General features: G+C 64.4%; 18 protein-coding genes. 8 read left to right on the top strand and 10 right to left on the bottom strand.

The window, feature by feature from the left end; all coding sequences use genetic code 11:
* Positions 1-100: 100 nt before the first annotated feature.
* A complete protein-coding gene (locus ASC68_RS19525; protein ID WP_055882968.1) occupies positions 101-1,075 on the bottom strand; it encodes an alpha/beta hydrolase in 975 nt (324 codons plus the stop codon).
* Between the two features lie 416 nt (positions 1,076-1,491).
* On the opposite strand from ASC68_RS19525, the gene ASC68_RS19520 reads away from it, so the two are divergent.
* The 3 genes from ASC68_RS19520 to dps all read left to right on the top strand — a co-directional run bounded on the left by ASC68_RS19520 (position 1,492) and on the right by dps (position 3,094).
* Positions 1,492-1,947, top strand: coding sequence for an Hsp20 family protein (locus tag ASC68_RS19520; RefSeq protein ID WP_055882966.1), 456 nt, complete (start codon positions 1,492-1,494; stop codon positions 1,945-1,947).
* Between the two features lie 195 nt (positions 1,948-2,142).
* The gene (locus ASC68_RS19515) at positions 2,143-2,517 is read left to right on the top strand and encodes a DUF4087 domain-containing protein (protein WP_082528326.1); all 375 of its coding nucleotides are present in this window, start codon (positions 2,143-2,145) and stop codon (positions 2,515-2,517) included.
* 103 nt (positions 2,518-2,620) lie between these two features.
* Positions 2,621-3,094: a DNA starvation/stationary phase protection protein Dps gene (dps, locus tag ASC68_RS19510; RefSeq protein WP_055882962.1), complete on the top strand. Its 474-nt coding sequence runs from the start codon at positions 2,621-2,623 to the stop codon at positions 3,092-3,094.
* 312 nt (positions 3,095-3,406) lie between these two features.
* On the opposite strand, the gene ASC68_RS29200 is transcribed toward dps, so the two are convergent.
* Positions 3,407-4,426: a cupin domain-containing protein gene (locus ASC68_RS29200; protein ID WP_248310569.1), complete on the bottom strand. Its 1,020-nt coding sequence runs from the start codon at positions 4,424-4,426 to the stop codon at positions 3,407-3,409.
* Between the two features lie 679 nt (positions 4,427-5,105).
* On the opposite strand from ASC68_RS29200, the gene gltB reads away from it, so the two are divergent.
* Both gltB and ASC68_RS19490 read left to right on the top strand, forming a co-directional pair.
* On the top strand, positions 5,106-9,746 hold the full coding sequence (gene gltB / locus ASC68_RS19495; protein WP_248310573.1) for a glutamate synthase large subunit: 4,641 nt from the start codon (positions 5,106-5,108) through the stop codon (positions 9,744-9,746).
* A gap of 5 nt (positions 9,747-9,751) precedes the next feature.
* Positions 9,752-11,170 (top strand): glutamate synthase subunit beta, encoded by a 1,419-nt coding sequence (locus ASC68_RS19490; RefSeq protein ID WP_055882961.1) that lies wholly within the window; start codon positions 9,752-9,754, stop codon positions 11,168-11,170.
* A gap of 179 nt (positions 11,171-11,349) precedes the next feature.
* Here the strand turns inward: ASC68_RS19490 and ASC68_RS19485 are convergent, their stop codons facing one another.
* Positions 11,350-11,763, bottom strand: coding sequence for an organic hydroperoxide resistance protein (locus ASC68_RS19485; RefSeq protein WP_055882959.1), 414 nt, complete (start codon positions 11,761-11,763; stop codon positions 11,350-11,352).
* Between the two features lie 157 nt (positions 11,764-11,920).
* Between ASC68_RS19485 and ASC68_RS19480 the strand changes: the two genes are divergently transcribed.
* The gene (locus ASC68_RS19480; RefSeq protein WP_055882957.1) at positions 11,921-12,379 is read left to right on the top strand and encodes a MarR family transcriptional regulator; all 459 of its coding nucleotides are present in this window, start codon (positions 11,921-11,923) and stop codon (positions 12,377-12,379) included.
* A 13-nt stretch (positions 12,380-12,392) separates the two neighbouring features.
* On the opposite strand, the gene ASC68_RS19475 is transcribed toward ASC68_RS19480, so the two are convergent.
* The 4 genes from ASC68_RS19475 to galE all read right to left on the bottom strand — a co-directional run bounded on the left by ASC68_RS19475 (position 12,393) and on the right by galE (position 16,679).
* On the bottom strand, positions 12,393-13,046 hold the full coding sequence (locus ASC68_RS19475) for an ankyrin repeat domain-containing protein (protein ID WP_055882955.1): 654 nt from the start codon (positions 13,044-13,046) through the stop codon (positions 12,393-12,395).
* Positions 13,043-14,278, bottom strand: a complete 1,236-nt coding sequence (locus ASC68_RS19470) for a DUF459 domain-containing protein (protein WP_197421309.1) — start codon at positions 14,276-14,278, stop codon at positions 13,043-13,045. Before ASC68_RS19470 ends, ASC68_RS19475 begins: the two co-directional genes overlap by 4 nt.
* A 181-nt stretch (positions 14,279-14,459) precedes the next feature.
* Positions 14,460-15,683, bottom strand: coding sequence for a lytic murein transglycosylase (locus ASC68_RS19465; protein WP_055882952.1), 1,224 nt, complete (start codon positions 15,681-15,683; stop codon positions 14,460-14,462).
* Between the two features lie 9 nt (positions 15,684-15,692).
* Positions 15,693-16,679 (bottom strand): UDP-glucose 4-epimerase GalE, encoded by a 987-nt coding sequence (gene galE / locus ASC68_RS19460; RefSeq protein WP_055882950.1) that lies wholly within the window; start codon positions 16,677-16,679, stop codon positions 15,693-15,695.
* 113 nt (positions 16,680-16,792) lie between these two features.
* Between galE and galU the strand changes: the two genes are divergently transcribed.
* Entirely contained in the window at positions 16,793-17,662 is an 870-nt protein-coding gene (gene galU, locus ASC68_RS19455; protein WP_055882948.1) for a UTP--glucose-1-phosphate uridylyltransferase GalU, read from the top strand.
* A 232-nt stretch (positions 17,663-17,894) separates the two neighbouring features.
* Here the strand turns inward: galU and ASC68_RS19450 are convergent, their stop codons facing one another.
* From ASC68_RS19450 to ASC68_RS19440, 3 genes are all read right to left on the bottom strand, one after another.
* Positions 17,895-19,172: an outer membrane beta-barrel protein gene (locus ASC68_RS19450; protein WP_055882946.1), complete on the bottom strand. Its 1,278-nt coding sequence runs from the start codon at positions 19,170-19,172 to the stop codon at positions 17,895-17,897.
* Between the two features lie 76 nt (positions 19,173-19,248).
* A complete protein-coding gene (locus tag ASC68_RS19445) occupies positions 19,249-19,695 on the bottom strand; it encodes an NfeD family protein (protein WP_055882944.1) in 447 nt (148 codons plus the stop codon).
* 84 nt (positions 19,696-19,779) lie between these two features.
* Positions 19,780-20,757: an SPFH domain-containing protein gene (locus ASC68_RS19440; protein ID WP_055883302.1), complete on the bottom strand. Its 978-nt coding sequence runs from the start codon at positions 20,755-20,757 to the stop codon at positions 19,780-19,782.
* Positions 20,758-20,903: 146 nt separating this feature from the next.
* Between ASC68_RS19440 and ASC68_RS19435 the strand changes: the two genes are divergently transcribed.
* Positions 20,904-21,770 carry a Ku protein gene (locus tag ASC68_RS19435; RefSeq protein WP_055882943.1) on the top strand — a complete coding sequence of 289 codons (867 nt, stop codon included), beginning with the start codon at positions 20,904-20,906 and terminating at the stop codon, positions 21,768-21,770.

Here is a 21,770-nt window from a genome sequence, read left to right as displayed (position 1 = left end):
AAAGCAGGGACCCAACTCACGTCCTGCGCCAGGCGTTGGATGGGTCCCAGCTTTCGCTGGGATGACATCGAGTGGGGGAGTGGGCAGTGGCCACCAGACGTCAGGCGCTCTGTTCCGTAATAAACGCGTCGAACGCCGCGAACACCTGGGCGCGGATGGCGTCGTTCTCGACGAACATCTCGTGCCGGGCGCCGGGGATCACCACGTGGCGGCCAGTGCGCATCCTCAAACCCAGCGTCTCGATGGCCGCGGTCGAGACGATCTCGTCGCGGGCCGCCGCCAGCATCAGCACCGGGATGCGGACGGCGCCGGGGAACTGGTCGGTCGCGGCGCCGGCCATCGCCTCGAAAGCGGAGGCGGCCCAGCGGAAGGTCGGGGCGCCGAGCTCCAGTTCCGGACGGGCCTTCAGCACCTCCACCGAGCGGTTGAAGCGCGCAAGATCGGAGGTCAGCGGGTTGCCGGCAAAGCTCTGTTCGGTCTGCGCCTTGTCGCCACGCCGACCGATCGGCAGTCGGGCCAGCCCGAGATTTGAGAGCGTGCCGCAAAGCCGCGCCATGCCGGCCATGCTGAGCGGCTGGCGATCGAGCCCCACCATCGGCGCCGACACAAAGATCCGCTCGAACATCATGCGGTCTCGGATACCGGCATAGAGCGAGGCGAGCCCACCCATCGAATGGCCGACGAGGTAATAGGGCGCGGGGCAATCGGGCAACAGGATCGAGCCATGGAAGGCCTTGAGGTCTTCCCAGTAGTCGTCGAAGCGCCTGACATAGCCGAGCCGCTTGTTGCCGATCAGCCGCTGGCTGCCACCCTGCCCGCGCCAATCGAAGGTGGCGACGGCGAAACCGCGCGACTGGAAGTCGGCGATGGTCTCGAAATATTTCTCGATGAACTCGGTGCGCCCCTGGACCAGGCAGATCGTGCCCTTGGCCGCGCCCTGCCCCTTGGGGAAGGTGGCATAGCGCAGCTGTACCTTGTCGGGCGTAGTGAAGTAGCCGACCCGCGCGCCCTCCGGCACCGGGTTGGACGGCACCACCGCAAGGGTTGGCCCATTGGGGTCGACGATGGCGTTCATGCGCTGCTCCGGACGATAACCCTGTGCATACTGGATTCCCGGGCCGGCGGGAATGATGGGTGATACCCAAGCCCGGAAAACCGAAAAGCCAGCGCCTCGGTTGAGACACTGGCTTTCCTGTGATGGCCGCCTTGCGGGGGGCGGGTGAAGGCGGCTCATTCGGTGTGCCCTGCAGCAGACAGTAAGCACAGTCCCGCTTATAGGAGCCGCTGCCTGAACCGCCTTTGATCGCCACATTCATCTTCGGTTCATCGACCTTGAACCGGGGTCTTGAACCCTGGCCGATGCTCCCTAAATCAATGCTGTCCGCCGGGAACTCCCGGGGATCGGGAACCCGGGAATGCCTGCTTGCCCAATTGGGGAGCGCGCATGGGACACCCGAACACAAGCCACGTTGCTCAAAGGAGAATGTGATCATGGCTAGCTACGATTTTTCCCCCTTCTACCGTTCGACCGTCGGTTTCGACCGCGTCTTCAATCGTCTCGATGCCCTCGTGGGTCAGGAGGCGAAATCCTATCCTCCCTACAATATCGAGAAGACCGGCGAGAACGCCTACCGCATCTCGATTGCTGTCGCCGGCTTTGCCGATGGCGACATCGCCATTGAGAGCAAGGAGAACAACTTGGTCGTAAAGGGCGCCAAGGCCCAGGAGAGCGAGGACAAGTCTCGCGAGTTCCTGCACCGCGGCATTGCCGAGCGCGCTTTCGAGTTGCGCTTCCAGCTCGCCGACTACGTTGAAGTCGCCGGCGCCAACCTCGAGAACGGTCTGCTCCATATCGAGCTGAAGCGCGAAATTCCGGAGAGCAAGAAGGCTCGCCAGATTCCGATCAGCGCCTCGACCAAGACCATCGAGGACCAGACGGTCAACTAATCCGGTCTGATCCGGTCACGAACGACTTGGCACAACCAGGCGGTCTGTTCGCCAGGTGAATGGAAATGAGGGCGTGGTTCGTGAAGAACTGCGCCCTTGTTGTTTGTACAATACATACTTTTGCCAGCAACGAGGCCTTGCCCGCGGGCAACAGAACTGATGGTGTTCGGCCTCATCTTCTCGAGGAGCGTCACCATGCATCGCTTGGCCATCATCGTTGCTGTGTCCTTGATTGCTGCCTCACCAGCTCTCGCCGCCGAAACTCGCTGCGGCTGGTACATGAACCCCACGCCGGGCAACCTCTGGCTGATGGACAAGGACGCCACCTGGACCATTACCTCGCAGGCAGAGGCGACCGGCCCCGATGCCGAGGGCGTCGAGAACACCCCGGATTTCGATGACAAGCAGTTCGTCGAGACCAACAACCCGGGCAGCGGCTACGGCTATGGTTGCGCCTGCATGAGCGTCACCGTCGACAAGGCCGAGGAGCGCATCACCCGGGTCTTCTCGGGCGAGATCAAGCCACTCAGCGTCTGCAAGGCCGACAAATCACTGCCCAGCCCCGACTGATGGCGCGCGCTTCGTTCAAGACATCCACGCTGGCTTTGAGGAACCTCCGACGCACCCACGCCGTTCTCACGGCGTCCCTGCAACGCGTCACAGGTTCCCCAAGATGAAATCCCCCGAAATCGGCCTCAAGTCCAACACCAAGGCCGAAATGATCGACCTGTTGAATGCCCGCCTCGCCGACGCCATCGATCTGGCGCTGGTCACCAAGCAGGCGCACTGGAACCTCAAAGGCCCCACCTTCATCGCCGTACATGAGCTGCTCGACCAGTTGCGCGACGACGTCGATGAGCATGTCGACATCATCGCCGAGCGCGTCGCCCAGCTCGACGGCATCGCCCTGGGCACGCTGCAGACAGTGGGCAAAGCCAGCAAGCTCGCCCCCTACCCCACCGATATCAGGAAGGTCCCCGACCACGTCGCCGCCCTGGTCGAGCGCTACGCCGCGCTGAGCAAATCCACCCGCGAGGGGATCGATGCGGCGGACGAAGCCGGTGACGCGGATACCGCTGATATCTTCACCGCCTTCTCGCGCAGCCTCGACAAGAACCTGTGGTTTCTGAAGAGCCATCTGGAGTAGGCAACGGGGCCCGTTGCTGATCTTTCGGCATCCCACGCGCAGATCTCTCGGCCATCTCCCCCCTTGCGGGGGAGAATGGAATTTCTTGGGCTTAGCTACTTGGCTAAGCCTTAGAAATTCCAAGAGAGGGGATTTTGGCGGGCACGGTGGCTCCCCACGCCCCCTCTCTTGCGAAAACTAAGGACTTAGCTGCGCTAAGCCCAAGTTTTCGCTTTCTCCCCCGCCAAGGGGGAGAGTCCCGACTGATGCTCCGATGCATATGCTGGCCACCGACTACCTCTCTTCCTTTGCGCGAAGAGCCAGCGAGCACACTCATCCCCGCCGCGTCCCTGCCCGCGCCATCCCGTCATGCGGCCCCAGTTCCCGCTTCGGCGCGTCGAGCCACGCCCGTCCCACTTTTGCGAACTCCTCCATCCGCTCGGGGTTCAGCGGGTAGTTCAGCTGATTGCCCTCACGGGCATGCTCGCCGACCACTAGCAGGTGCACGTCGGCGTCGCTGTTGTTGAGGAACGAGTGGGCGATGCCGGTGCCGGCGGGAAATACCGCCGCATCGCCTTCGCTGAGCTCGTGCAAATGCCCGTCGATCCACACATCGGGACGGCCCTTGAGCACCAGCACGAACTCGTCCTCGCGGCTTTCGGCATGCGGACGCGAGGTGCGGTTGCCGGGCGCGACGATGTCGTAATTGATGCCGATGCGCTTCATTCCCAGCGCCGCCCCCATCCGGCTGCTCTGGCCGCCATGGTTGGTGTGCTTGGGGTTGGGGAACGGCGCGAGGCCCTTGCTGTAATGCGCGATAAACCCCGGACGACGCGGACGAGCTGCGCCATCGTCGCGGCTGCCGGCCCGCGCCTTGCCGTCATGCGGCCCGAGCAGCCGTTTCGGCGCATCGAGCCAGGCGCCGTTCCAGCTGCTGAATTCGGCCATGCGCTCGGGGTTGAGCGGATAGTAGAGCTGGTTGCCCGGCAGTTCGTGCTCGCCGAGGATGATCAGCTGCATGTCCTCGTCGCTGTTATTAAGGAAGCTGTGGGCGATTCCAGTACCGCCGGGAAACGCCACGGCGTCGCCGGCCTCGAGCGGATGGAGCTTGCCGTCGATCCACACGTCGGGTTTGCCGCCGAGGACGAAGACGAACTCCTCCTCTTGGCTTTCGGCATGCGGAAACGACGAACGGCTGCCGGGCGGCGCCACTTCGTAGTTGATGCCGATATGGGTGAGGCCATGCAGCCCCCCGAGCGGATAGCCGAATCCCCCCATGTCGGCAAAGCCGCCATGGTCGAGCGGCCTGAGGCCATCCCGGATGTTGACGATGAACGATGGTCTCGGTGGCATTTGTGGCTCGGAGCGATTTCGCGAGGTGAAACATGTACATCCCGACAGCTGGATGTCGATGGGGCCGCTCCGGCCCAGGTGTACCGCCGAGTTCTCATCCGTTCGATTTCCTATAGCTGCAGCAGGGCCAAAACGCTGGGAATGCGGCTTCCTCAGGCGGCACATGGCCGCCAACTCCTACTGTTTTCCTATTCCCTCCCTGCGATCTCCTACGCCGGCTCAGTCACAACACGGCAAAAAAGTGTCCTCAGGCGCTTGCTCGTAGTTTGGAATTATGCAAATGTAGCCTCGATAGGACAGCACGTCTGTCCAATTTAGTGAGCGGCCGGTCTCCCCGGATGCGTTTCACACGCCGATCCGGCTGGACCGCTTGTCGATAGCGGAAACGGAGGGGTGGGGCCTTATCGAGCCCGTACGAGCGGCCATTTGGATGCAGAGCCGCTCCCCACTAAAGGATTGCGCACTCGGATTCGAGCCGTACACTGAGGTACGACTGGGGGCCGAAGGCGCGTCGAAAGGAACTTGAACACCAGGGCACTCGCCTTGGTCTCGAAGACGACTGCAAAAACAGAGGACTTTGCAAATGGCTGAACCACGGAACGGATCGATGTCACATCCCGTCACGGAAACCGCCATTCGCAAAAATGGCGGCTATCGAACAGATCTGCCTGCAGGCGTGATGCGGCCGCAGGCCGAGGGTCTTTATGATCCCTCGCGCGAGGTCGATGCCTGCGGCGTGGGCTTCATCGTCAACATGAAGAACCAGCCCAGCCAGAAGATCGTCCAGAACGGTCTCGCCATCCTCGAGAACCTCGAGCACCGCGGTGCCGTGGGCGCCGACCCGCTGATGGGCGACGGCGCCGGCATCATGGTGCAGATCCCACACAAGTTCTTTTTGAAGGAGAGCGCCCGGCTTGGCTTCCACCTGCCTGAGCAGGGCAAGTACGCCGTCGGCTTCATCTTCATGCCGCAGGACGCTGATCTGCGCCTGAAGATGGAACGCGTCGTCAGCAAGGTGATCGAGGACGAGGGCCAGACGGTCATCGGCTGGCGCGACGTGCCGTCCGACAACTCGTCGCTTTCGAAGGACCCCGAGATCGTCGCCACCGAGCCCTGCCACCGGCAGGTGATCATCGGTCGTGGCGACGCCATTGCCGATGAAGAGGCGTTCGAGCGCAAGCTCTACGTCATCCGCAAGGTGATGTCGGCCAAGATCTTCTCGGCCTTTGAAGGCAAGCCGAACGATTTCTACATCGTGTCGATGAGCTGCCGCACCCTGGTCTATAAGGGCATGTTCCTCGCCGCCCAGCTCGGCGCCTACTATCAGGATCTGCACGATCCCGACTTCGAGTCGGCGCTGGCGCTGGTGCATCAGCGTTTCTCCACCAACACCTTCCCGTCCTGGCGGCTGGCGCACCCCTACCGGTTCGTCTGCCACAACGGCGAAATCAACACCGTGCGCGGCAACGTCAACTGGATGGCGGCCCGCCAGGCTTCGGTGTCGTCGCCGCTGTTCGGCGCCGATATCCAGAAGCTCTGGCCGATTTCCTATCCCGGCCAGTCGGACACCGCCTGCTTCGACAACGCGCTCGAGTTCCTGATCCGCGGCGGCTACTCGCTGCCGCACGCAGCCATGATGCTGATCCCCGAAGCCTGGGCCGGCAACCCGCTGATGGATGAGGACCGCCGCGCCTTCTACGAGTATCACGCTGCGCTGATGGAGCCGTGGGACGGCCCCGCCGCCATGTGCTTCTCGGATGGCATCCATATCGGCGCGACGCTCGACCGCAACGGCCTGCGCCCGGCCCGCTATCTCGTCACCGAAGACGACGAAGTGGTGATGAGCTCGGAAGCCGGCGTGCTGCCGATCCCGGCTGCGAAGATCAAGAAGAAGTGGCGCCTGCAGCCGGGCAAGATGCTGCTGATCGACCTGAAGCAGGGCCGTATCGTCTCCGACGAGGAGATCAAGGCCGAGCTCGCCAACGCACACCCCTATAAGCAGTGGCTCGGGCGCACCCAGATCGTGCTCGAGGAACTGCCGGCGGTGCATTTCGAGCCCAAGACCTCGGATGTGCCGCTGCTCGATCGCCAGCAGGCCTTCGGCTACACCCAGGAAGATCTGAAGATGATCCTGCCGCCAATGGCCGCCACCGGCCAGGAAGCTGTGGGATCGATGGGCACCGACACCCCGATCTCGGCGCTCTCGAACAAGTCCAAGCTCCTCTACTCCTACTTCAAGCAGAACTTCGCGCAGGTGACCAACCCGCCGATCGACTCGATCCGCGAAGAGCTGGTGATGAGCCTCGTCTCGTTCATCGGGCCGCGGCCGAACGTGCTCGACCTCACCGGCGGCAACAGCCGGCAGCGGCTCGAAGTGCGCCAGCCGATCCTCACCAACGAGGATCTGGAAAAGATCCGCGCCATCGGCGGCATGGAAGACAACCCGTTCCGTTCCAAGACGCTCGACATCACCTATCCGGTGTCGGAAGGCGCAGAGGGGATGAAGCGGGCGCTCGATCAGCTGTTCTCGGATGCTGAGATGGCCGTCCACTCGGGCGACAACATCATCATCCTCTCCGATCGCTCGATGAACCGCGAGCGGGTGGCGATCCCGGCGCTGCTGGCCACCGCCGGCATCCATCACCACCTGATCCGCAAGGGTTTGCGCACCTCGGTGGGCCTCGTGGTCGAAACCGGCGAAGCGCGCGAAATCCACCATTTCTGCGCTCTCGCGGGCTATGGCGCCGAGGCGATCAACCCCTACCTGGCGTTCGAGACGCTGGCCGCCATGCAGGGCGATCTGCCGGGCGAGCTGGACGCGGACGAGATCATCTACCGCTACATCAAGGCGATCGGTAAGGGCATCCTCAAGGTCACTGCCAAGATGGGCATCTCGACCTACCAGTCCTATTGCGGCGCGCAGATCTTCGATGCGGTGGGCCTCACGACCGATTTCGTCTCGACCTACTTCACCGGCACCGCCACCACCATCGAGGGTGCAGGCCTCAAGGAGATCGCCGAGGAAACCGTGCTGCGGCACCAGGATGCCTTCGGCAATTCGCCGGTACTTGAGGACGTGCTCGACGTCGGCGGCGACTATGCCTTCCGCCAGCGCGGCGAGGCGCATGTCTGGCGCTCGGAGACGGTCGCCAGCCTGCAGCATGCCGCCCGTGGCAATGCCCGCGACAAGTACCGTGAGTTCTCGAAGCTCGTGAACGAGGTCGAGGACAAGTACGTCACCATCCGTTCGCTGTTCCGCATCAGGAAGGCGGACGAGGAGGGCCGGGCGCCCGTCGAACTCGACCAGGTCGAGCCGGCGGTCGAGATCGTCAAGCGCTTCTCGACCGGCGCCATGAGCTATGGCTCGATCTCGCTCGAAGCCCACACCACGCTCGCCATCGCCATGAACCGGATCGGCGGCAAGTCGAACACCGGTGAAGGCGGCGAGGAAGTCGATCGCTTCAAGCCGATGCCGAACGGCGACAGCAAGCGCTCGGCCATCAAGCAGGTGGCCTCGGGCCGCTTCGGCGTGACCACGGAATACCTGGTCAACTCCGACATGATGCAGATCAAGATGGCCCAGGGCGCCAAGCCCGGCGAAGGCGGCCAGCTGCCCGGCGACAAGGTGAACGAGACCATCGCCAAGGTCCGGCACTCGACTCCGGGCGTCGGCCTGATCTCGCCGCCGCCGCACCACGACATCTATTCGATCGAGGATCTGGCGCAGCTGATCTTCGATTTGAAGAACGTCAACCCGACCGGCCAGGTCTCGGTGAAGCTCGTCTCGGAAGTCGGCGTCGGCACGGTTGCCGCCGGCGTCGCCAAGGCGCGCGCCGACCATGTCACCATCTCCGGCTACGAGGGTGGCACCGGCGCTTCGCCGTTGACCTCGCTGAAGCATGCCGGCTCGCCGTGGGAAATCGGCCTCGCCGAGACCCAGCAGACGCTGGTCCGCAATCGGCTGCGCAGCCGCATCGCGGTACAGGTCGATGGCGGCGTGCGCACCGGCCGTGACGTGGTGATCGGCGCCCTGCTCGGCGCCGACGAGTTCGGTCTCGCCACCGCGCCGCTGATCGCGGCCGGCTGCGTGATGATGCGCAAGTGCCACCTCAACACCTGCCCGGTTGGCGTCGCCACCCAGGATCCGGTGCTGCGCGCCCGCTTCACCGGCAAGCCCGAGCACGTCATCAACTACCTGTTCTTCGTTGCCGAGGAAGTGCGCGAGCTGATGGCCGAGATGGGCTACACCCGGTTCGAGGAAATGGTCGGGCAGATGCAGATGCTCGACAAGACCGAGGCCATCGACCACTGGAAGGCCAAGGGGCTCGATTTTTCGAAACTCTTCCACAAGCCGTTCGCCCCGGAAGGCGTGGGGATCACCCACACCGAAAGCCAGAACCATCCGATCGACAAGGTTCTCGACCGTCGCCTGATCGCCGCGGCGCAGCCCGCGCTCGACCACGGCACCCCGGTCAAGATCGTCGAGACGATCACCAGCGTCGATCGCTCGGCGGGCGCCATGCTCGGCGGTGCGGTGGCCAAGCGCTATGGCCATGCCGGCCTCGCCGAAGATACCATCGCGGTGTCGCTGACCGGCACGGCCGGCCAGGCCTTCGGCGCCTGGGCGGCGCGCGGCATCTCCATCGATCTGGTGGGCGAGGCCAACGACTATGTGGGCAAGGGCCTTTCCGGCGCGCGCCTCGTGGTCCGGCCACCGGAAGAACGCGGCTACGTGCCCGAGGACTCGATCATCATCGGCAACACCGCGCTTTACGGCGCCATTACCGGTGAGTGCTACTTCCGCGGTGTGGCCGGCGAGCGCTTCGCCGTCCGCAACTCCGGCGCCATCGCCGTTGTCGAAGGCACCGGCGACCACGGCTGTGAGTACATGACCGGCGGCGTGGTGGTGGTGCTGGGCCGGACCGGCCGCAACTTCGCGGCGGGCATGTCCGGCGGCGTGGCCTATGTCCTCGACGAGGACGAGAGCTTCGAGAGCCGCTGCAACATGTCGATGGTCGAGCTCGAGCCGGTCGTCGAAGAGGAACGCCTCAATGGCCGCGACTTCGGCCACCACGGCGACCTCGAGACCATGGGCGTGGTCGAGATCCTGCACGACCTGCAGCGTCGCGATGCCGAACGGCTCTATCAGCTGATCGCGCGGCACAAGAGCTTCACCGGCTCGTCGCGCGCCAACCACATCCTTTCCAACTGGGACGAGTACCTGCCCAAGTTCAGGAAGGTCATGCCGATCGAGTACCGCAAGGCGCTCCAGCGGATGGAAAAGGCCCGTGAGGCCGCTCAACAGGTCGCGGCGGAGTAAGAACAATGGGCAAGATCACTGGCTTCCTCGAAATCGATCGCGTCGACCGGGATTACCTCCCGGTCGCCGAGCGGCTGAAGAACTACAACGAGTTCACCCTCCCGCTGGGCGACAAGGGCACCCGTGACCAGGCGGCGCGCTGCATGGATTGCGGCATTCCGTACTGCCACAACGGCTGCCCGGTGAATAACCAGATCCCGGATTGGAACGACCTCGTCTACAAGGGCGAGTGGCTGAAGGCGCTGAAGAACCTTCACTCCACCAACAACTTCCCCGAGTTCACCGGCCGCATCTGCCCTGCCCCGTGCGAGGCGAGCTGCACGCTGAACATCCCGGACACCCCGGTTAACATCAAGTCGATCGAGTGCGCCATTGTCGACAAGGGCTGGGAAGAGGGCTGGATCAAGCCGCAGATCAATCCGAACAAGACCGGCAAGAAGGTTGCGGTGATCGGTTCGGGCCCGGCCGGCATGTCCGCGGCCCAGCAGCTGGCTCGGGCCGGCCATGATGTGCATCTCTATGAGAAGGCCCAGCAGATCGGCGGCCTGATGCGCTATGGCATCCCGAACTTCAAGCTCGACAAGACGCAGATCGATCGCCGCGTCGAGCAGATGGTGGCCGAAGGCGTAACGCTCCATACCGGCGTCAATGTCGGCAAGGATATCACCGCCGATGAGCTCGCCGGCCGGTACGACGCCATCGCCATGTCGGGCGGCGCCGAGAAGCCGCGCGACCTGCCGATCCCCGGTCGTGAGTTCGACGGCATCCATTTCGCCATGGATTTCCTCGGCCAGCAGAACCGCAGGGTCACCGGCGAGCCGCTGAACAACGTCACCCCGATCCTCGCCGGCGGCAAGCATGTCGTCGTCATCGGCGGTGGCGATACCGGGTCCGACTGCATCGGCACCTCGAACCGTCAGGGCGCCGCTTCGGTGACCCAGATCGAGATCATGCCCATGCCTCCCGAAAAGGAGAACAAGGCGCTGGTCTGGCCGAACTATCCGGTGAAGTTCCGCATCTCCTCGTCGCAGGAAGAAGGCGTCACCCGTGACTTCGCCGTGGCGACCATCCGCTTCGACGGCGAGAACGGCAAGGTGACCGGCCTGCAATGCGCCCGCGCCGACGAGAAGTTCCAGCCGATCCCCGGCACCGAGTTCGTGCTGAAGGCCGACCTCGTGCTGCTCGCCATGGGCTTCCTCGGCCCGGTGCAGGAAGGCCTGGTGCAGGGCGCCGGTGTTGCCACCGACAAGCGCTCGAACGTCATGGCCGACACGCTGAAGTACCAGACAAGCCGCGAAAAATTCTTCGCCTGCGGCGACATGCGCCGCGGCCAGTCGCTGGTCGTCTGGGCCATCCGCGAAGGCCGTCAGTGCGCCCGCTCGATCGACGAGTGGCTGATGGGCAAGACCGATCTGCCGCGATAAGGCGATCCGCAGGAACGAATGAGGGGGCGCCTAGTGCGCCCCTTCTGCTTTTTGGTGCGTGGGGCTCCCCCCTCCCACCACGCTTTCGCGTGGTCCCCCTCCCCCGCAGGCGGGAGAGGGGGACCAGCCGAAAGGCTGGTGGGAGGGGGGTGCCCCACGCACCAGCCGCTCGAAAGACCTCAGACCACGTTGATCTCGACCGGAATATTCCCGCGCGTCGCCTTGGAGTAGGGGCAGGTCTGGTGCGCCGCGGCGACCAGCTGTTCGGCGAGCTCGCGCTCGAGGCCCGGCAGGCTGACATTGAGCCGGGCCCTCAGGCCGTACTGCTCGCCTTCCATCACCAGGTCGACTTCCGCATCCACCGTGCGCTCGGCCGGCAGCGCCACCTTGAGCTTGCTGGCCACCGCGCCGATCGCGCCGAGAAAGCACGCCGACCAGCCGGCAGCGAACAACTGCTCGGGATTGGTGCCGCTGCCGAAGCCCGGCGGCGACAGCGCCACGTCGAGCGCGCCGTCCGAGCTGCGCGCCGTGCCGGCACGGCCCCCGCTGGTATGGGTGCGGCCGGTATAGAGGGTCTTTTCAATCTGGTTCATTGCTCTTCCGTTCGTTTCACATCGGGGCTTGGCAGGCCGCGCCAACACCACCATTTAGTTATCGCGATAATCATTACGGCGCGACTTGTGTCACAGCTCATGCAGCCGTACAAGCAAAAAGTTATCGCGATAATGATTTTGCGAACGGAGCTCTCCGATGGCCGAACCGCAGCGTGACCAGGAAGCGGGCCTCGCCGACTTCATGTGCTTTGCCGTCTACTCGGCCAACCTCGCCTACTCGCGGGTCTATAAGCCCGTGCTGGAGGAACTCGGGCTCACCTACCCGCAATACATCGCCATCGTCGCCCTATGGGAACAGGACGAGCAGACCGTCAAAGGGCTGAGCGACAAGCTGTTCCTCGAGCCGAGCACGGTGACCCCGATGCTCAAGCGGCTCGAGGTGATGGGTTACGTCACGCGGACGCGTGGCACTGAGGATGAGCGGATGGTCTTCGTGCGGCTCACAGAAACCGGCCGGCAATTGCGCGAGAAGGCCCGCGAGCTGTCGAAGATCACCTACAAGGCGGCCGGGCTGAACAGGGACGAGTTCCGCATCCTGCAGCGCGGCATCACCAACCTTCGCACCAACCTGATAGCCGCGGCTGGCGAGGCGTGAGCGTTCTGAAGCGCTACTTCGCGCCCGCCGCCTCGAGCAACCCGGCGATCTCGGCATAGCCACGCGCCCTCGCATGGGCCAGCGGCGTCACCCCATCTCCGTCGGCGAGGTTCACATCGGCGCCGCCCTTGATCAGGTCGGCGACGATCTCCTGGTAGGTCGACCCACCATCGGTGAGGATCACCGCCTCGAGCAGCGCCGTCCAGCCGAGCCCGTTGACATGGTTGGGGTCGACTCCTGCCGCGAGCAGCAACCGCACATTCTCGGGATGTCCCTTCTCGGCCGCCGGAATCAGCGCCGTGCCGCCGAAGCGGTTGGTATCCTTGAGGTTGGCGCCGGCCGCCAGCAGCAGCTTCAGGATCTCGGTCCGCCCCTCGGCGCCGGCATAGAGGTACGGCGTGTCCTTGCTGTCGTCCTTGGCGTTGACGTCGGCGCCCGTTTCGATCAGGACCCGCGCCGCCTCGAGCGCATTGGCGTGGGTCGCGACCAGCAGCGCCGTGCGGCCGCCGCTGTCGCGCACGTCCACTGTTTGCCCGGCCGCCAGCAATTGGATGAGAACTGCGGCATCATTGTCGCGCGCGGCGGCGAGGAAAGCCTGGTCATCGGCCATGGCGGGAACGGCTCCTGCGATAAGGGCAAGGCCGGCAAGAACGGCGCGGCGCTTCATTTCGGGTTCGGGTTCTCGACCTTGCCGACACCGAACGCATCGGCGCGTCCGACCGGCGCCTCGATCATCTGCGTCAGATCGAACCCGACGGTCGCCGCATCGGCCATGTCGGCCGTCACCAGGTCGGCAGCGCGCCGCGGCGTATTGGTGAGCGAGATCACCGCGCCTGCCACTTCGAGCAGCTTCATCTGCCCCAGCCCCTGATAGGGCGGGCGCATCATCAGCTGCGCGTCGGTGCCGAGCAGCGGATCGGCGACTTCGATCCCCACCGTGCCGCCGCCGCGATAGTAGTTCTTGAGGCTCTGGCTCAGGTAGAAGGCCAGCTTGTCGGCGCCGGCGGCGGAGAAGTGGATGCCGTCTTCCTTGCGCATGCGCACCTGGTTACCGTTGAGGTCGGGCCCACGCGCCGTGTAGCCACCCTCTTCGGTGGCGAACTTCTCATAGATATCGAGAAACTCGGCGCCCCCGCTGAACGCCGCGAGGCGCTGGATCTCATTGACCTGGATCATCGCCTTGCCGAACTTCGGCGCTTCCATCGGCGGCAGCCCGATCCAGATCGTCGGCTTGTTGGCGGCGCGCAGCGCCTTCACCACATTGGTGACGCGGGCCGAATACTCGGTGGTCCATTCCGGCGTCAGCGAGCCATAGACCTCGCCATTGAGGCGCATCTTCTGCCGGTCGTTGATGCCGATGATGACGACCGCGATGTCGAAGCCGTTGCCGGTAATCTGCTCACCGATGGTCTTGGGCCAGTCGAAGAAATCCGGCCTGACGAAGCTCGACGAGCCGACGCCCTGCGTCAGGATCGAGATGTTCGGGTCCTCGGCATAGAAGCGCTCCAATGCCTTGCCGACATCGGTCGCCATCGAGTCGCCGAACACGGCAAGCCGGGTCGCGCCGAGCGCCTTCTCGATCTTGGGCTTTTCCGGCGGCGGCAGCGCCGCCTTCTTCTGCTTTTTCACCACCGGCTTTTCGACCACCGGGGCTTCTTCCTGCTGCTGCTCGTCATCGCCGAACAGCAGGTCCATCAGCGTCCGCCGCTTCTTGCGCGGCGCCGGCTGTTCTCGCTGCGCCACGAGAATGCGCCCGTCATCGAGCTGCTGGGTGATCGCCGGCACGACGAACTCGGCCTCGCGCGCCTGCGCGAACATCGGCAGCATGTCGGTAAGCACCAGCGCCGCCACCACGGCGCCAACGACCCAGAGCACGAACCGGTTGGGTTTCTTCTGCATGGCAGCCATTTAGCTGACGAACGGCGGTGAATTGAAGACCGCTCGCGATAAATCTACCGGGGAGTGCTCTGCTTCCCTAACAGCGGGCATCGCTTGCCATGTCCCGAGAGAGCGACCAACCCTCCGCCCCCACCGGCGTCATCGAGTTTGATGAAGCTGCGGTGGTTGGCCGAGAACGCAGTTATTGCCCAGCAGCAGCGGCAGCAGCCACCAGCTCTTCATAGCTGTGCAGCGTGATGAACCCGTCCGCCACCTCGCCCTTCGAGGCCTGGAACTTGGCATAGGCAGCCTGGCTGACCGGCCCGATGCGCCCGTCGACCTTGCCCTCATAGAGCCCGAGCTTGATCAGCGCTTCCTGGATCCCCCGGCGCTGCTCGAGATTGGGGAATTGCGTGTCCCGCGGCCAGGCGGTGACGTACTCGCCACGGCCCTGCAGCCGGTCCTCGAGATGCGAAATCGCCATCGCGTAGCTGTCGGAGAAATTGTAGCCCTTGAGGATCAGGTAGTTGTTCGTCATCAGGAATTTCGGCCCCTTCGCCCCGGTCGGAGCGTAGAGGAATACCGGGATCGAGCTATCGTTGAAGCTGGCGCCACCGACCCGCTTTACCCCGAGCTCGGCAAAGAACGAGATGGGCCGCAACTGGTCGCGCGTCGCCAGCAGGTAGTCGAACCCGGCCGGCACGTCGACCTCGTAGCCCCAGTCGAGGCCCGGCTTGTACCCCAGGCCTATGATGTACACAGCGGACGTCGCCAGCGCATCGGCCAGCGAGTTGTGCAGGTCGACCGCGCCGTCGCCATCGCCATCCGTGCCGTACTTGATGACGTTGCTCGGGTTGACTTGCAGATGCCCGATGGCGCCGGCCCAGCTGCCGACCAGCTTGGTGGCGTCGAGCGGCCCGCGTTGCACCAAGAGCAGCGCCGCAATCAGGTCCGCCGTGTCGCCTTCGAGCCGAACGCGTCGCTGATGCACCAGCGTTGCGAGGGAAGGGATGATCGGCCGGATGTACTGGGGATCGCCAAGCACCCGGCCGTAATTGGTCTCGATGCCCCAGATCGAGGCCAGCAGATAAGGATCAACGCCATATTTCTCGCCAGTCGCCGTCAGCAGCGCCTGGTTTTGCGCGATCGCTTCCTTGCCCTTGTCGAGGCGCCACTCGGTGACGCGCTTTTCGATGTAGTCCCACAGCGGCGTGGTGAACTCGGGCTGCGCCGTCACCAGCGCCGGCACATTCGCATCGGGCTTCAGCCCGTACATCGCCTTAGCGTAGGTCTCATGGGTGACACCCGCCGCCACCGCCGTCGCTTCAAAATTCTTGATGAAGGACTCAAAGCTCTCGACCGGTTGAGCGAAGGCCGGCGAGATGAGACCAAGGAACGCGACGACGAAGGCGAGGTGACGTTGCATGGCGAATCGCTACCTGTTTCGTGTGGCTAAATAGCGCTCCCAGTTCAGCGCCGCGTCAACGATCTCGGTGAGGTCGTCATGCGCCGGCTTCCAGCCCAGCACCTGCCGCACCTTGTCGGCCTTGGCGACGATCGAGGCCGGATCGCCGGCGCGGCGGGGCTCTTCGACCACCTTGAAGTCGACGCCCGACACCGCTTTGACCGTGCGCACCACGTCGCGCACCGAAAAGCCGCGGCCATAGCCGCAGTTCATGGTGACCGAGGCGCCGCCCTTGCGCAGGTATTCGAGCAGCAGCGCGTGCGCCTCGCAGAGGTCGCTGACATGGATGTAGTCACGCACCCCGGTGCCGTCGGGGGTCGGGAAGTCGGTGCCGAAGATCCCCATGCTCGGCCGCTGGCCCAGCGCCGCCTGCGCGGCGACCTTGATCAGGTGCGTGGCGGTCGGTGAGGATTGCCCGCTGCGCTTTTTGGGGTCGGCGCCCGCGACGTTGAAGTAGCGCAGCACCCCGTAGGTCAAGGGGTGCGCTGCCGCCACATCGGCCAGCATCAACTCGGTCATCAGCTTGGAGCGGCCATAGGGCGATTCCGGCATCAGCTGGCTGGTCTCGGCCACCGGCTCGAGCCCGGCACTGCCGTAAACCGCCGCGGTCGAGGAGAAGATGAAGTGCTTCACCCCGCCCTTCACCGCCGCCTCGATCAGGTTGCGCGAGGTCGCGGTGTTGTTGGCGTAGTATTTCAGGGGATCGCTGACCGATTCCGGCACCACGATCGAGCCGGCGAAATGCACGATCTCGGTGATGCCATGCTCGGCGATGAGTTTGCCGACCAGTTCCATGTCACCGGCATTGCCCTGAACGAACGTCGCCCGGTGGTCGATGGCCCAGTCGAAGCCGGTGGTGAGGTTGTCGAGCACCACCACCGCCTGCCCGGCATCGGCAAGCCGCAGCACCATGTGACTGCCGATATAGCCGGCGCCGCCTGTGATCAGAACCGTCATGGTCCCCAACCCTCAAACCAGAAATTAATGGCGTGGACGCTAATTTGCGAGGTGCTAAGAAACGCCTTATAGCCCGCCTATTGCCTTCTCTCCCGCCTTTTCAGGAGTCCTCCTTGCCCAATCGCGTGCGCACCGCCGTGTTCCCGGTTGCGGGTCTCGGCACCCGTTTCCTGCCCGCCACCAAGGCGATGCCCAAGGAAATGCTGACCGTGGTCGATCGCCCGCTGATCCAGTACGCGGTGGATGAAGCGCGCGAGGCGGGGATCGAGCACTTCGTGTTCGTCACCGGCCGCAACAAGGGCGTCATCGAGGATCACTTCGACCGGCAGTACGAACTCGAGCACACGCTCGAGATCCGCGGCAAGACCGAGGCGCTGAGCGAGCTGCAGCAGGACCTGCCCTCGGCCGGCCAGACCAGCTTCACCCGCCAGCAGGAGCCGCTGGGGCTCGGCCACGCCGTCTGGTGCGCCCGCGAGCTGGTGGGCGACCAGCCCTTCGCGCTGCTGCTGCCCGACATGGTGTTCAAGGGCGTCCCCGGCGTGCTCCGGCAGATGATGGACGCCTACGAGACGAGCGGCGGCAACGTCATCGCCGTCGAGGAAGTGCCGATGGAAGATGTCTCGTCCTATGGTGTCGTGGCGCGTGGCGCCGGCCCGGACGAAGGCTTCCGCATCACCGGCATGGTGGAAAAGCCGAAGCGGGAGGACGCGCCCTCCAACCTGATCATTTCCGGCCGCTATATCCTCCAGCCGCAGATCTTCTCCCTGATCGCCGACCAGGAGCGCGGTGCCGGCGGCGAGATCCAGCTCACCGACGCCATGCAGACGCTGATGACCCAGCAGCACTTCAGCGGCGTCAAGTACAAGGGCCAGTCCTTCGACTGCGGCTCAAAGCTCGGTTTCCTCACCGCCAACGTGGTGTTCGCACTCGACCGGCCCGACCTCTCCGAGGCGTTCCGCAAGCAGATCCGGCATCTGATTTAGAGTATCTCACCAACGGCGAGATGGCCCTCCTCATCACCTCCCCCACCGGGGTGTGCCCCACTCACCGGGTCATTCCCGCGAAAGCGGGAACCTCTGTTTTGGTGCCTGCCGCACGATCGCAAGCGGAGGTCCCCGCTTTCGCGGGGATGACACCGAGTTCTGGGGGACTTGCACAGCCTCGGTTCGCACACCGAGTGTCGGGGCAAATAGTGCAACAATATCGCGCAGCACTCTACCGGTGGAACTTTACCCCCACCGTCACCTGATGCTCGTCGGTGGCCGGCGCCGGGGTCTTCTCAGTCCTGAGGAAACTGTAATCGGCCGTAAGGTCGGTGTGCTCGTTGAGCAGGTAATCTGCCCCGACGCCAAAGCCCCAGTTGTACTCGTCGTTGTCGATGCCCTGGTAATGCGCTTCGCTCCACTGCGCATCGGCGCGCAACTTCAGCCACGGGTTGACCAGGTAGTCGAGCTGACCGGTGGCGGCGTAGGTGAGCTTCGCCGTGGCGCCCGACGTGGTGCCCGGCTGCGAGATCGTCGTGGTGAAGGCGCCGGTCAGCGTCAGCGTCTCGTCCGGCCGAAACACCGCCTTGGCGTCATACAGTACGGCCGAGAAATCGCTGAGCGAGCCATCGGTGAGATCGGTGTAGCCGAAGCCCAGTGAGCCCTCGAGCTCCAGCCTCTCGTTGAATTTGGCGCTGAGCCCGCCGCGACCGGCATAGGTGACGTTGTCGAGCTTCACCAGGAGGCTCGGCGAGGGCGCGTCATAGGCGAGGTAATCCGCTTCCACGTCGACAAAGGCGACAAGGCCGGGCGTCAGCTCGTAGCCAAGCCGGGCGCCGGCGCCATAGGCCGTGGTGTTCTGGAAGCTGTTGTCGGCGGTCGAGTTGTCGTCATAGACGGTCTCGCCATAGACCTCGCGGCCGGCGCTGCCACGCACCGCCAGGTTGAACGCCCCGAGGTCACGTGCCGCGCTGACCTCGCCATCGCCGGACACGACGACCGGCGCGGAAGCGACGTTATCGGCATAGTCCGGGCCGTTTGCATCGTCCTGCGACACCTTGAGGTTGCCCCGCCCGGCGAGCGTCGTCAGCGCGTCAAGCTTGTACTCACCCCCGGCCGTGCCGGTGATCGAGCCGATGCGGGCGCTGCCGTCGACCTCGTAGCCGAGCTCGCCGCTCAGCCCGACATCGTAGCCGCCGCGGATGGTCTCATGCTTCAACGTCACGCTCGGTAGCGCGATCAGCTCATAGGTGGGGCCGTCGCCGGTTCCCTCATCCTTGATGCCGCCGCGAAGGCCGAGGCTCCAGTCGAGCTCGAACGGTTCGTTCCCCCATTCATAGGGCGGCGTCGCGACGCAGTTGGCGCAGTCGATCGCCGGGTTACCCGTGAGATCGGCATTATTGGTCGCCGAGCCGTCGCCGAGCGGCGTGAACTCGCCCGCAGCAGCGGGAATCGCGAGCAGCGCCAGCGCTGCAGCGCTGACGGCAAAGCCGGCTTTCCTCGTTCGCATCTGCTGCACTGCCTCGGGCGATAATGGTCAACGAACCCTTGCAGCTTATGGTTAAGGAAACCTTGTCCGGGCGGTCCTAAACAGCCTCGACCCTGAGCAGGGCCCCATCCGCCTCGATGATCCGGACGCGCGAGCCGGCCGCAAGATCGGGGCCTTGCACGCGCCACACGGTGTCATCGAGCGCGATCCGGCCGATGCCGTCACGGATCGGCTCGTCGAGCACCGCTTCCTGGCCGATGAAGCGGTTGGCGCGCTGGTTGAGGAACGGCCGGTCGGACGCCACACCCGGGCCGCGGAACTTCAGCCACAGCCCGATACTGGCCAGCGCCAGGGCGCCGAAGATGACGAACTGCAGCGGCCAGAAAATGCTGACGAACAGCGCCAGCACCCCGGTGACCAGCGCCGCACCGCCGAGCCAGACCAGCACCCCACCCGGCACCACCAGTTCGAGCGCCAGGAGGATCAGCCCGGCCACCACCCAGGACCACGCCCCGTGGGTAGCAATGAAGTCGATGACCTGCATGTCTGCCTCCTCCGCTGGAGCGCTTTCAGGAAAAGTTGCAGACTTTTCCGGTTCGAAAGCGCGACAAAACAAACCCAGTGCCGGTTAAGTGGTGGACGGTGGACGGCCGCCGACCGGCCGGGTGGCCGGCTTTTCGGCGCCGAAGGTTTCCTTGGCGATCTCGGCGATGCCGCCGAGGGCACCGATGACGCTGGCCGCCTCGACCGGCAGCATCAGGATCTTCTGGTTGGGCGACTTGGCGAGGCTTTCGAGCGCCTTGATGTAGTTGTTGGCGACGAAATAATTGATCGCCTGCACACTGCCCGAGGCAATGGCGTTGGACACCACTTCGGTGGCCTTGGCCTCGGCTTCGGCGGAACGCTCGCGCGCTTCCGCATCACGGAATGCCGCTTCGCGCCGGCCCTCGGCTTCCAGCACCTGGCTCTGCTTCTGGCCTTCGGCCTGCAGGATCGAGGCCTGCCGCTTGCCCTCAGCTTCGAGGATGAGCGCGCGCTTCTCGCGCTCGGCCTTCATCTGCCGGCCCATCGACTCAACCAGGTCCTTGGGCGGATCGATATCCTTGATCTCGATGCGGGTGATCTTGAGCCCCCACGGCTGCACCGCGGCATCCACCACTTTGAGCAGGCGCTGGTTGATCTCGTCGCGGTTCGAAAGCAGCTGGTCGAGATCCATCGAACCCATCACCGTACGGATGTTGGTCATGGTCAGGTTCTGCACCGCCAGCTCGAGCTGCGCCACCTCGTAGGCCGCGGCCGCGGCATCGAAGATCTGATAGAAATTGACGCCGTTGACGGTGACCGTGGCGTTGTCGCGGGTGATCACTTCCTGGTGCGGCACGTCGACCACCTGCTCCATCATGTTCATCTTGCGGCCGACGCCGTCGACGAACGGAATGATCAGGCTCAACCCGGGTTTCAGGGTGCGGATGTAGCGGCCGAACCGCTCCACGGTGAAGTTGTAGCCCTGCGGCACCACCTTGGCGCCCGCGAACAGCACCAGCACCGCCAGTACGCCAAGCGCAATAAGTGTCAGGCTCAACCCGTCGAGTTCCAGAAAGTCCATCGTCTCGTCCCCTTCCATGCCCGACCCGTTGGCAAACATGTATGTGCCCGCCGGAGTCCGCGCAATGTCGAGCCCCCGAATCCGGTGGGAACACTCGGGTAGCAAATCCCGTTGAACCACAAAGCAATCGTTCGCGAGTTGACCCCATGCCTGCCACCCGTCCGATCTGGAAAGGCCAGTTGCGCCTCTCCCTCGTCTCGATCCCGGTCGAGATGTTCACCGCGACGAAGTCCGGCGCCAAACCGAGCTTCCGTCAGATCCACGAGCCGACCGGCAAGCCGATCCACTACGAGAAGGTCGTCGACGGCGTCGGTCCGGTGGAAAAGGACGAGATCCGCAAGGGCTTCGAGTACAACAAGGGCGACTATGTGCTGCTCACCGACGACGAGATCGACGCGGTGAAGCTCGAGACGCGCAAGACCCTCGAGCTGGTGCAGTTCGTCGACGAGGACGAGATCCCGCCGATGTATTTCGATACGCCCTACTATCTGACCCCGGCCGACGAACTCGCCGAAGACGCCTTTCGCGTGGTGCGGGATGCGTTGCGCAAGGCCAAGAAAGTGGGGATCGGACAGCTGGCGCTACGCGGCAAGGAGTACCTCGTTTCGATCAAGCCCTGCGGCAAGGGCATCCTGCTCGAGACGCTGCACTACGAGGATGAGCTGAAGAAGTCCGACAGCTTCTTTTCCGATATCCCCGCCAAATCCACCGACGACGACCTGCTCGATGTGGCGACGGCGCTGATCGAAAAGACGACCGAGAAGTTCGACCCCAAGGCCTTCAAGGATCACTATCAAGCGGCGCTGCGTGAGCTGATCCAGCGCAAGCTGAAATCGAAGGGCCGCAGGATCACCACCGAGGTCGAGGAACCCTCGCGCAGCCCGCGCGGCGACAACGTCGTCGACCTGATGGCGGCGCTGAAAAAGAGCCTCGAGGGCGGCAAGGCCAAGCCGGCTGCGACAGCGGCGCGCAAGGCTCCGGCCAAGTCGGCGCCGCGCAAGAAGGCGAGCTGA

It is taken from the genome of Devosia sp. Root105 (genome assembly GCF_001424865.1).
GTDB lineage: Bacteria > Pseudomonadota > Alphaproteobacteria > Rhizobiales > Devosiaceae > Devosia_A.
The sequence above is the reverse complement of the archived record's forward strand: the minus strand, read 5'-3'. Positions and strand labels throughout refer to the sequence as shown.

Coding starts and splice junctions, on each gene's coding strand:
- ASC68_RS19525 (WP_055882968.1), bottom strand. CDS start 1,075: ATGAACGCCATCGTCGACCCCAATGGGCCAACCCTTGCGGTGGTGCCG.
- ASC68_RS19520 (WP_055882966.1), top strand. CDS start 1,492: ATGGCTAGCTACGATTTTTCCCCCTTCTACCGTTCGACCGTCGGTTTC.
- ASC68_RS19515 (WP_082528326.1), top strand. CDS start 2,143: ATGCATCGCTTGGCCATCATCGTTGCTGTGTCCTTGATTGCTGCCTCA.
- dps (WP_055882962.1), top strand. CDS start 2,621: ATGAAATCCCCCGAAATCGGCCTCAAGTCCAACACCAAGGCCGAAATG.
- ASC68_RS29200 (WP_248310569.1), bottom strand. CDS start 4,426: ATGCCACCGAGACCATCGTTCATCGTCAACATCCGGGATGGCCTCAGG.
- gltB (WP_248310573.1), top strand. CDS start 5,106: ATGCGGCCGCAGGCCGAGGGTCTTTATGATCCCTCGCGCGAGGTCGAT.
- ASC68_RS19490 (WP_055882961.1), top strand. CDS start 9,752: ATGGGCAAGATCACTGGCTTCCTCGAAATCGATCGCGTCGACCGGGAT.
- ASC68_RS19485 (WP_055882959.1), bottom strand. CDS start 11,763: ATGAACCAGATTGAAAAGACCCTCTATACCGGCCGCACCCATACCAGC.
- ASC68_RS19480 (WP_055882957.1), top strand. CDS start 11,921: ATGGCCGAACCGCAGCGTGACCAGGAAGCGGGCCTCGCCGACTTCATG.
- ASC68_RS19475 (WP_055882955.1), bottom strand. CDS start 13,046: ATGAAGCGCCGCGCCGTTCTTGCCGGCCTTGCCCTTATCGCAGGAGCC.
- ASC68_RS19470 (WP_197421309.1), bottom strand. CDS start 14,278: ATGCAGAAGAAACCCAACCGGTTCGTGCTCTGGGTCGTTGGCGCCGTG.
- ASC68_RS19465 (WP_055882952.1), bottom strand. CDS start 15,683: ATGCAACGTCACCTCGCCTTCGTCGTCGCGTTCCTTGGTCTCATCTCG.
- galE (WP_055882950.1), bottom strand. CDS start 16,679: ATGACGGTTCTGATCACAGGCGGCGCCGGCTATATCGGCAGTCACATG.
- ASC68_RS19450 (WP_055882946.1), bottom strand. CDS start 19,172: ATGCGAACGAGGAAAGCCGGCTTTGCCGTCAGCGCTGCAGCGCTGGCG.
- ASC68_RS19445 (WP_055882944.1), bottom strand. CDS start 19,695: ATGCAGGTCATCGACTTCATTGCTACCCACGGGGCGTGGTCCTGGGTG.
- ASC68_RS19440 (WP_055883302.1), bottom strand. CDS start 20,757: ATGGACTTTCTGGAACTCGACGGGTTGAGCCTGACACTTATTGCGCTT.
- ASC68_RS19435 (WP_055882943.1), top strand. CDS start 20,904: ATGCCTGCCACCCGTCCGATCTGGAAAGGCCAGTTGCGCCTCTCCCTC.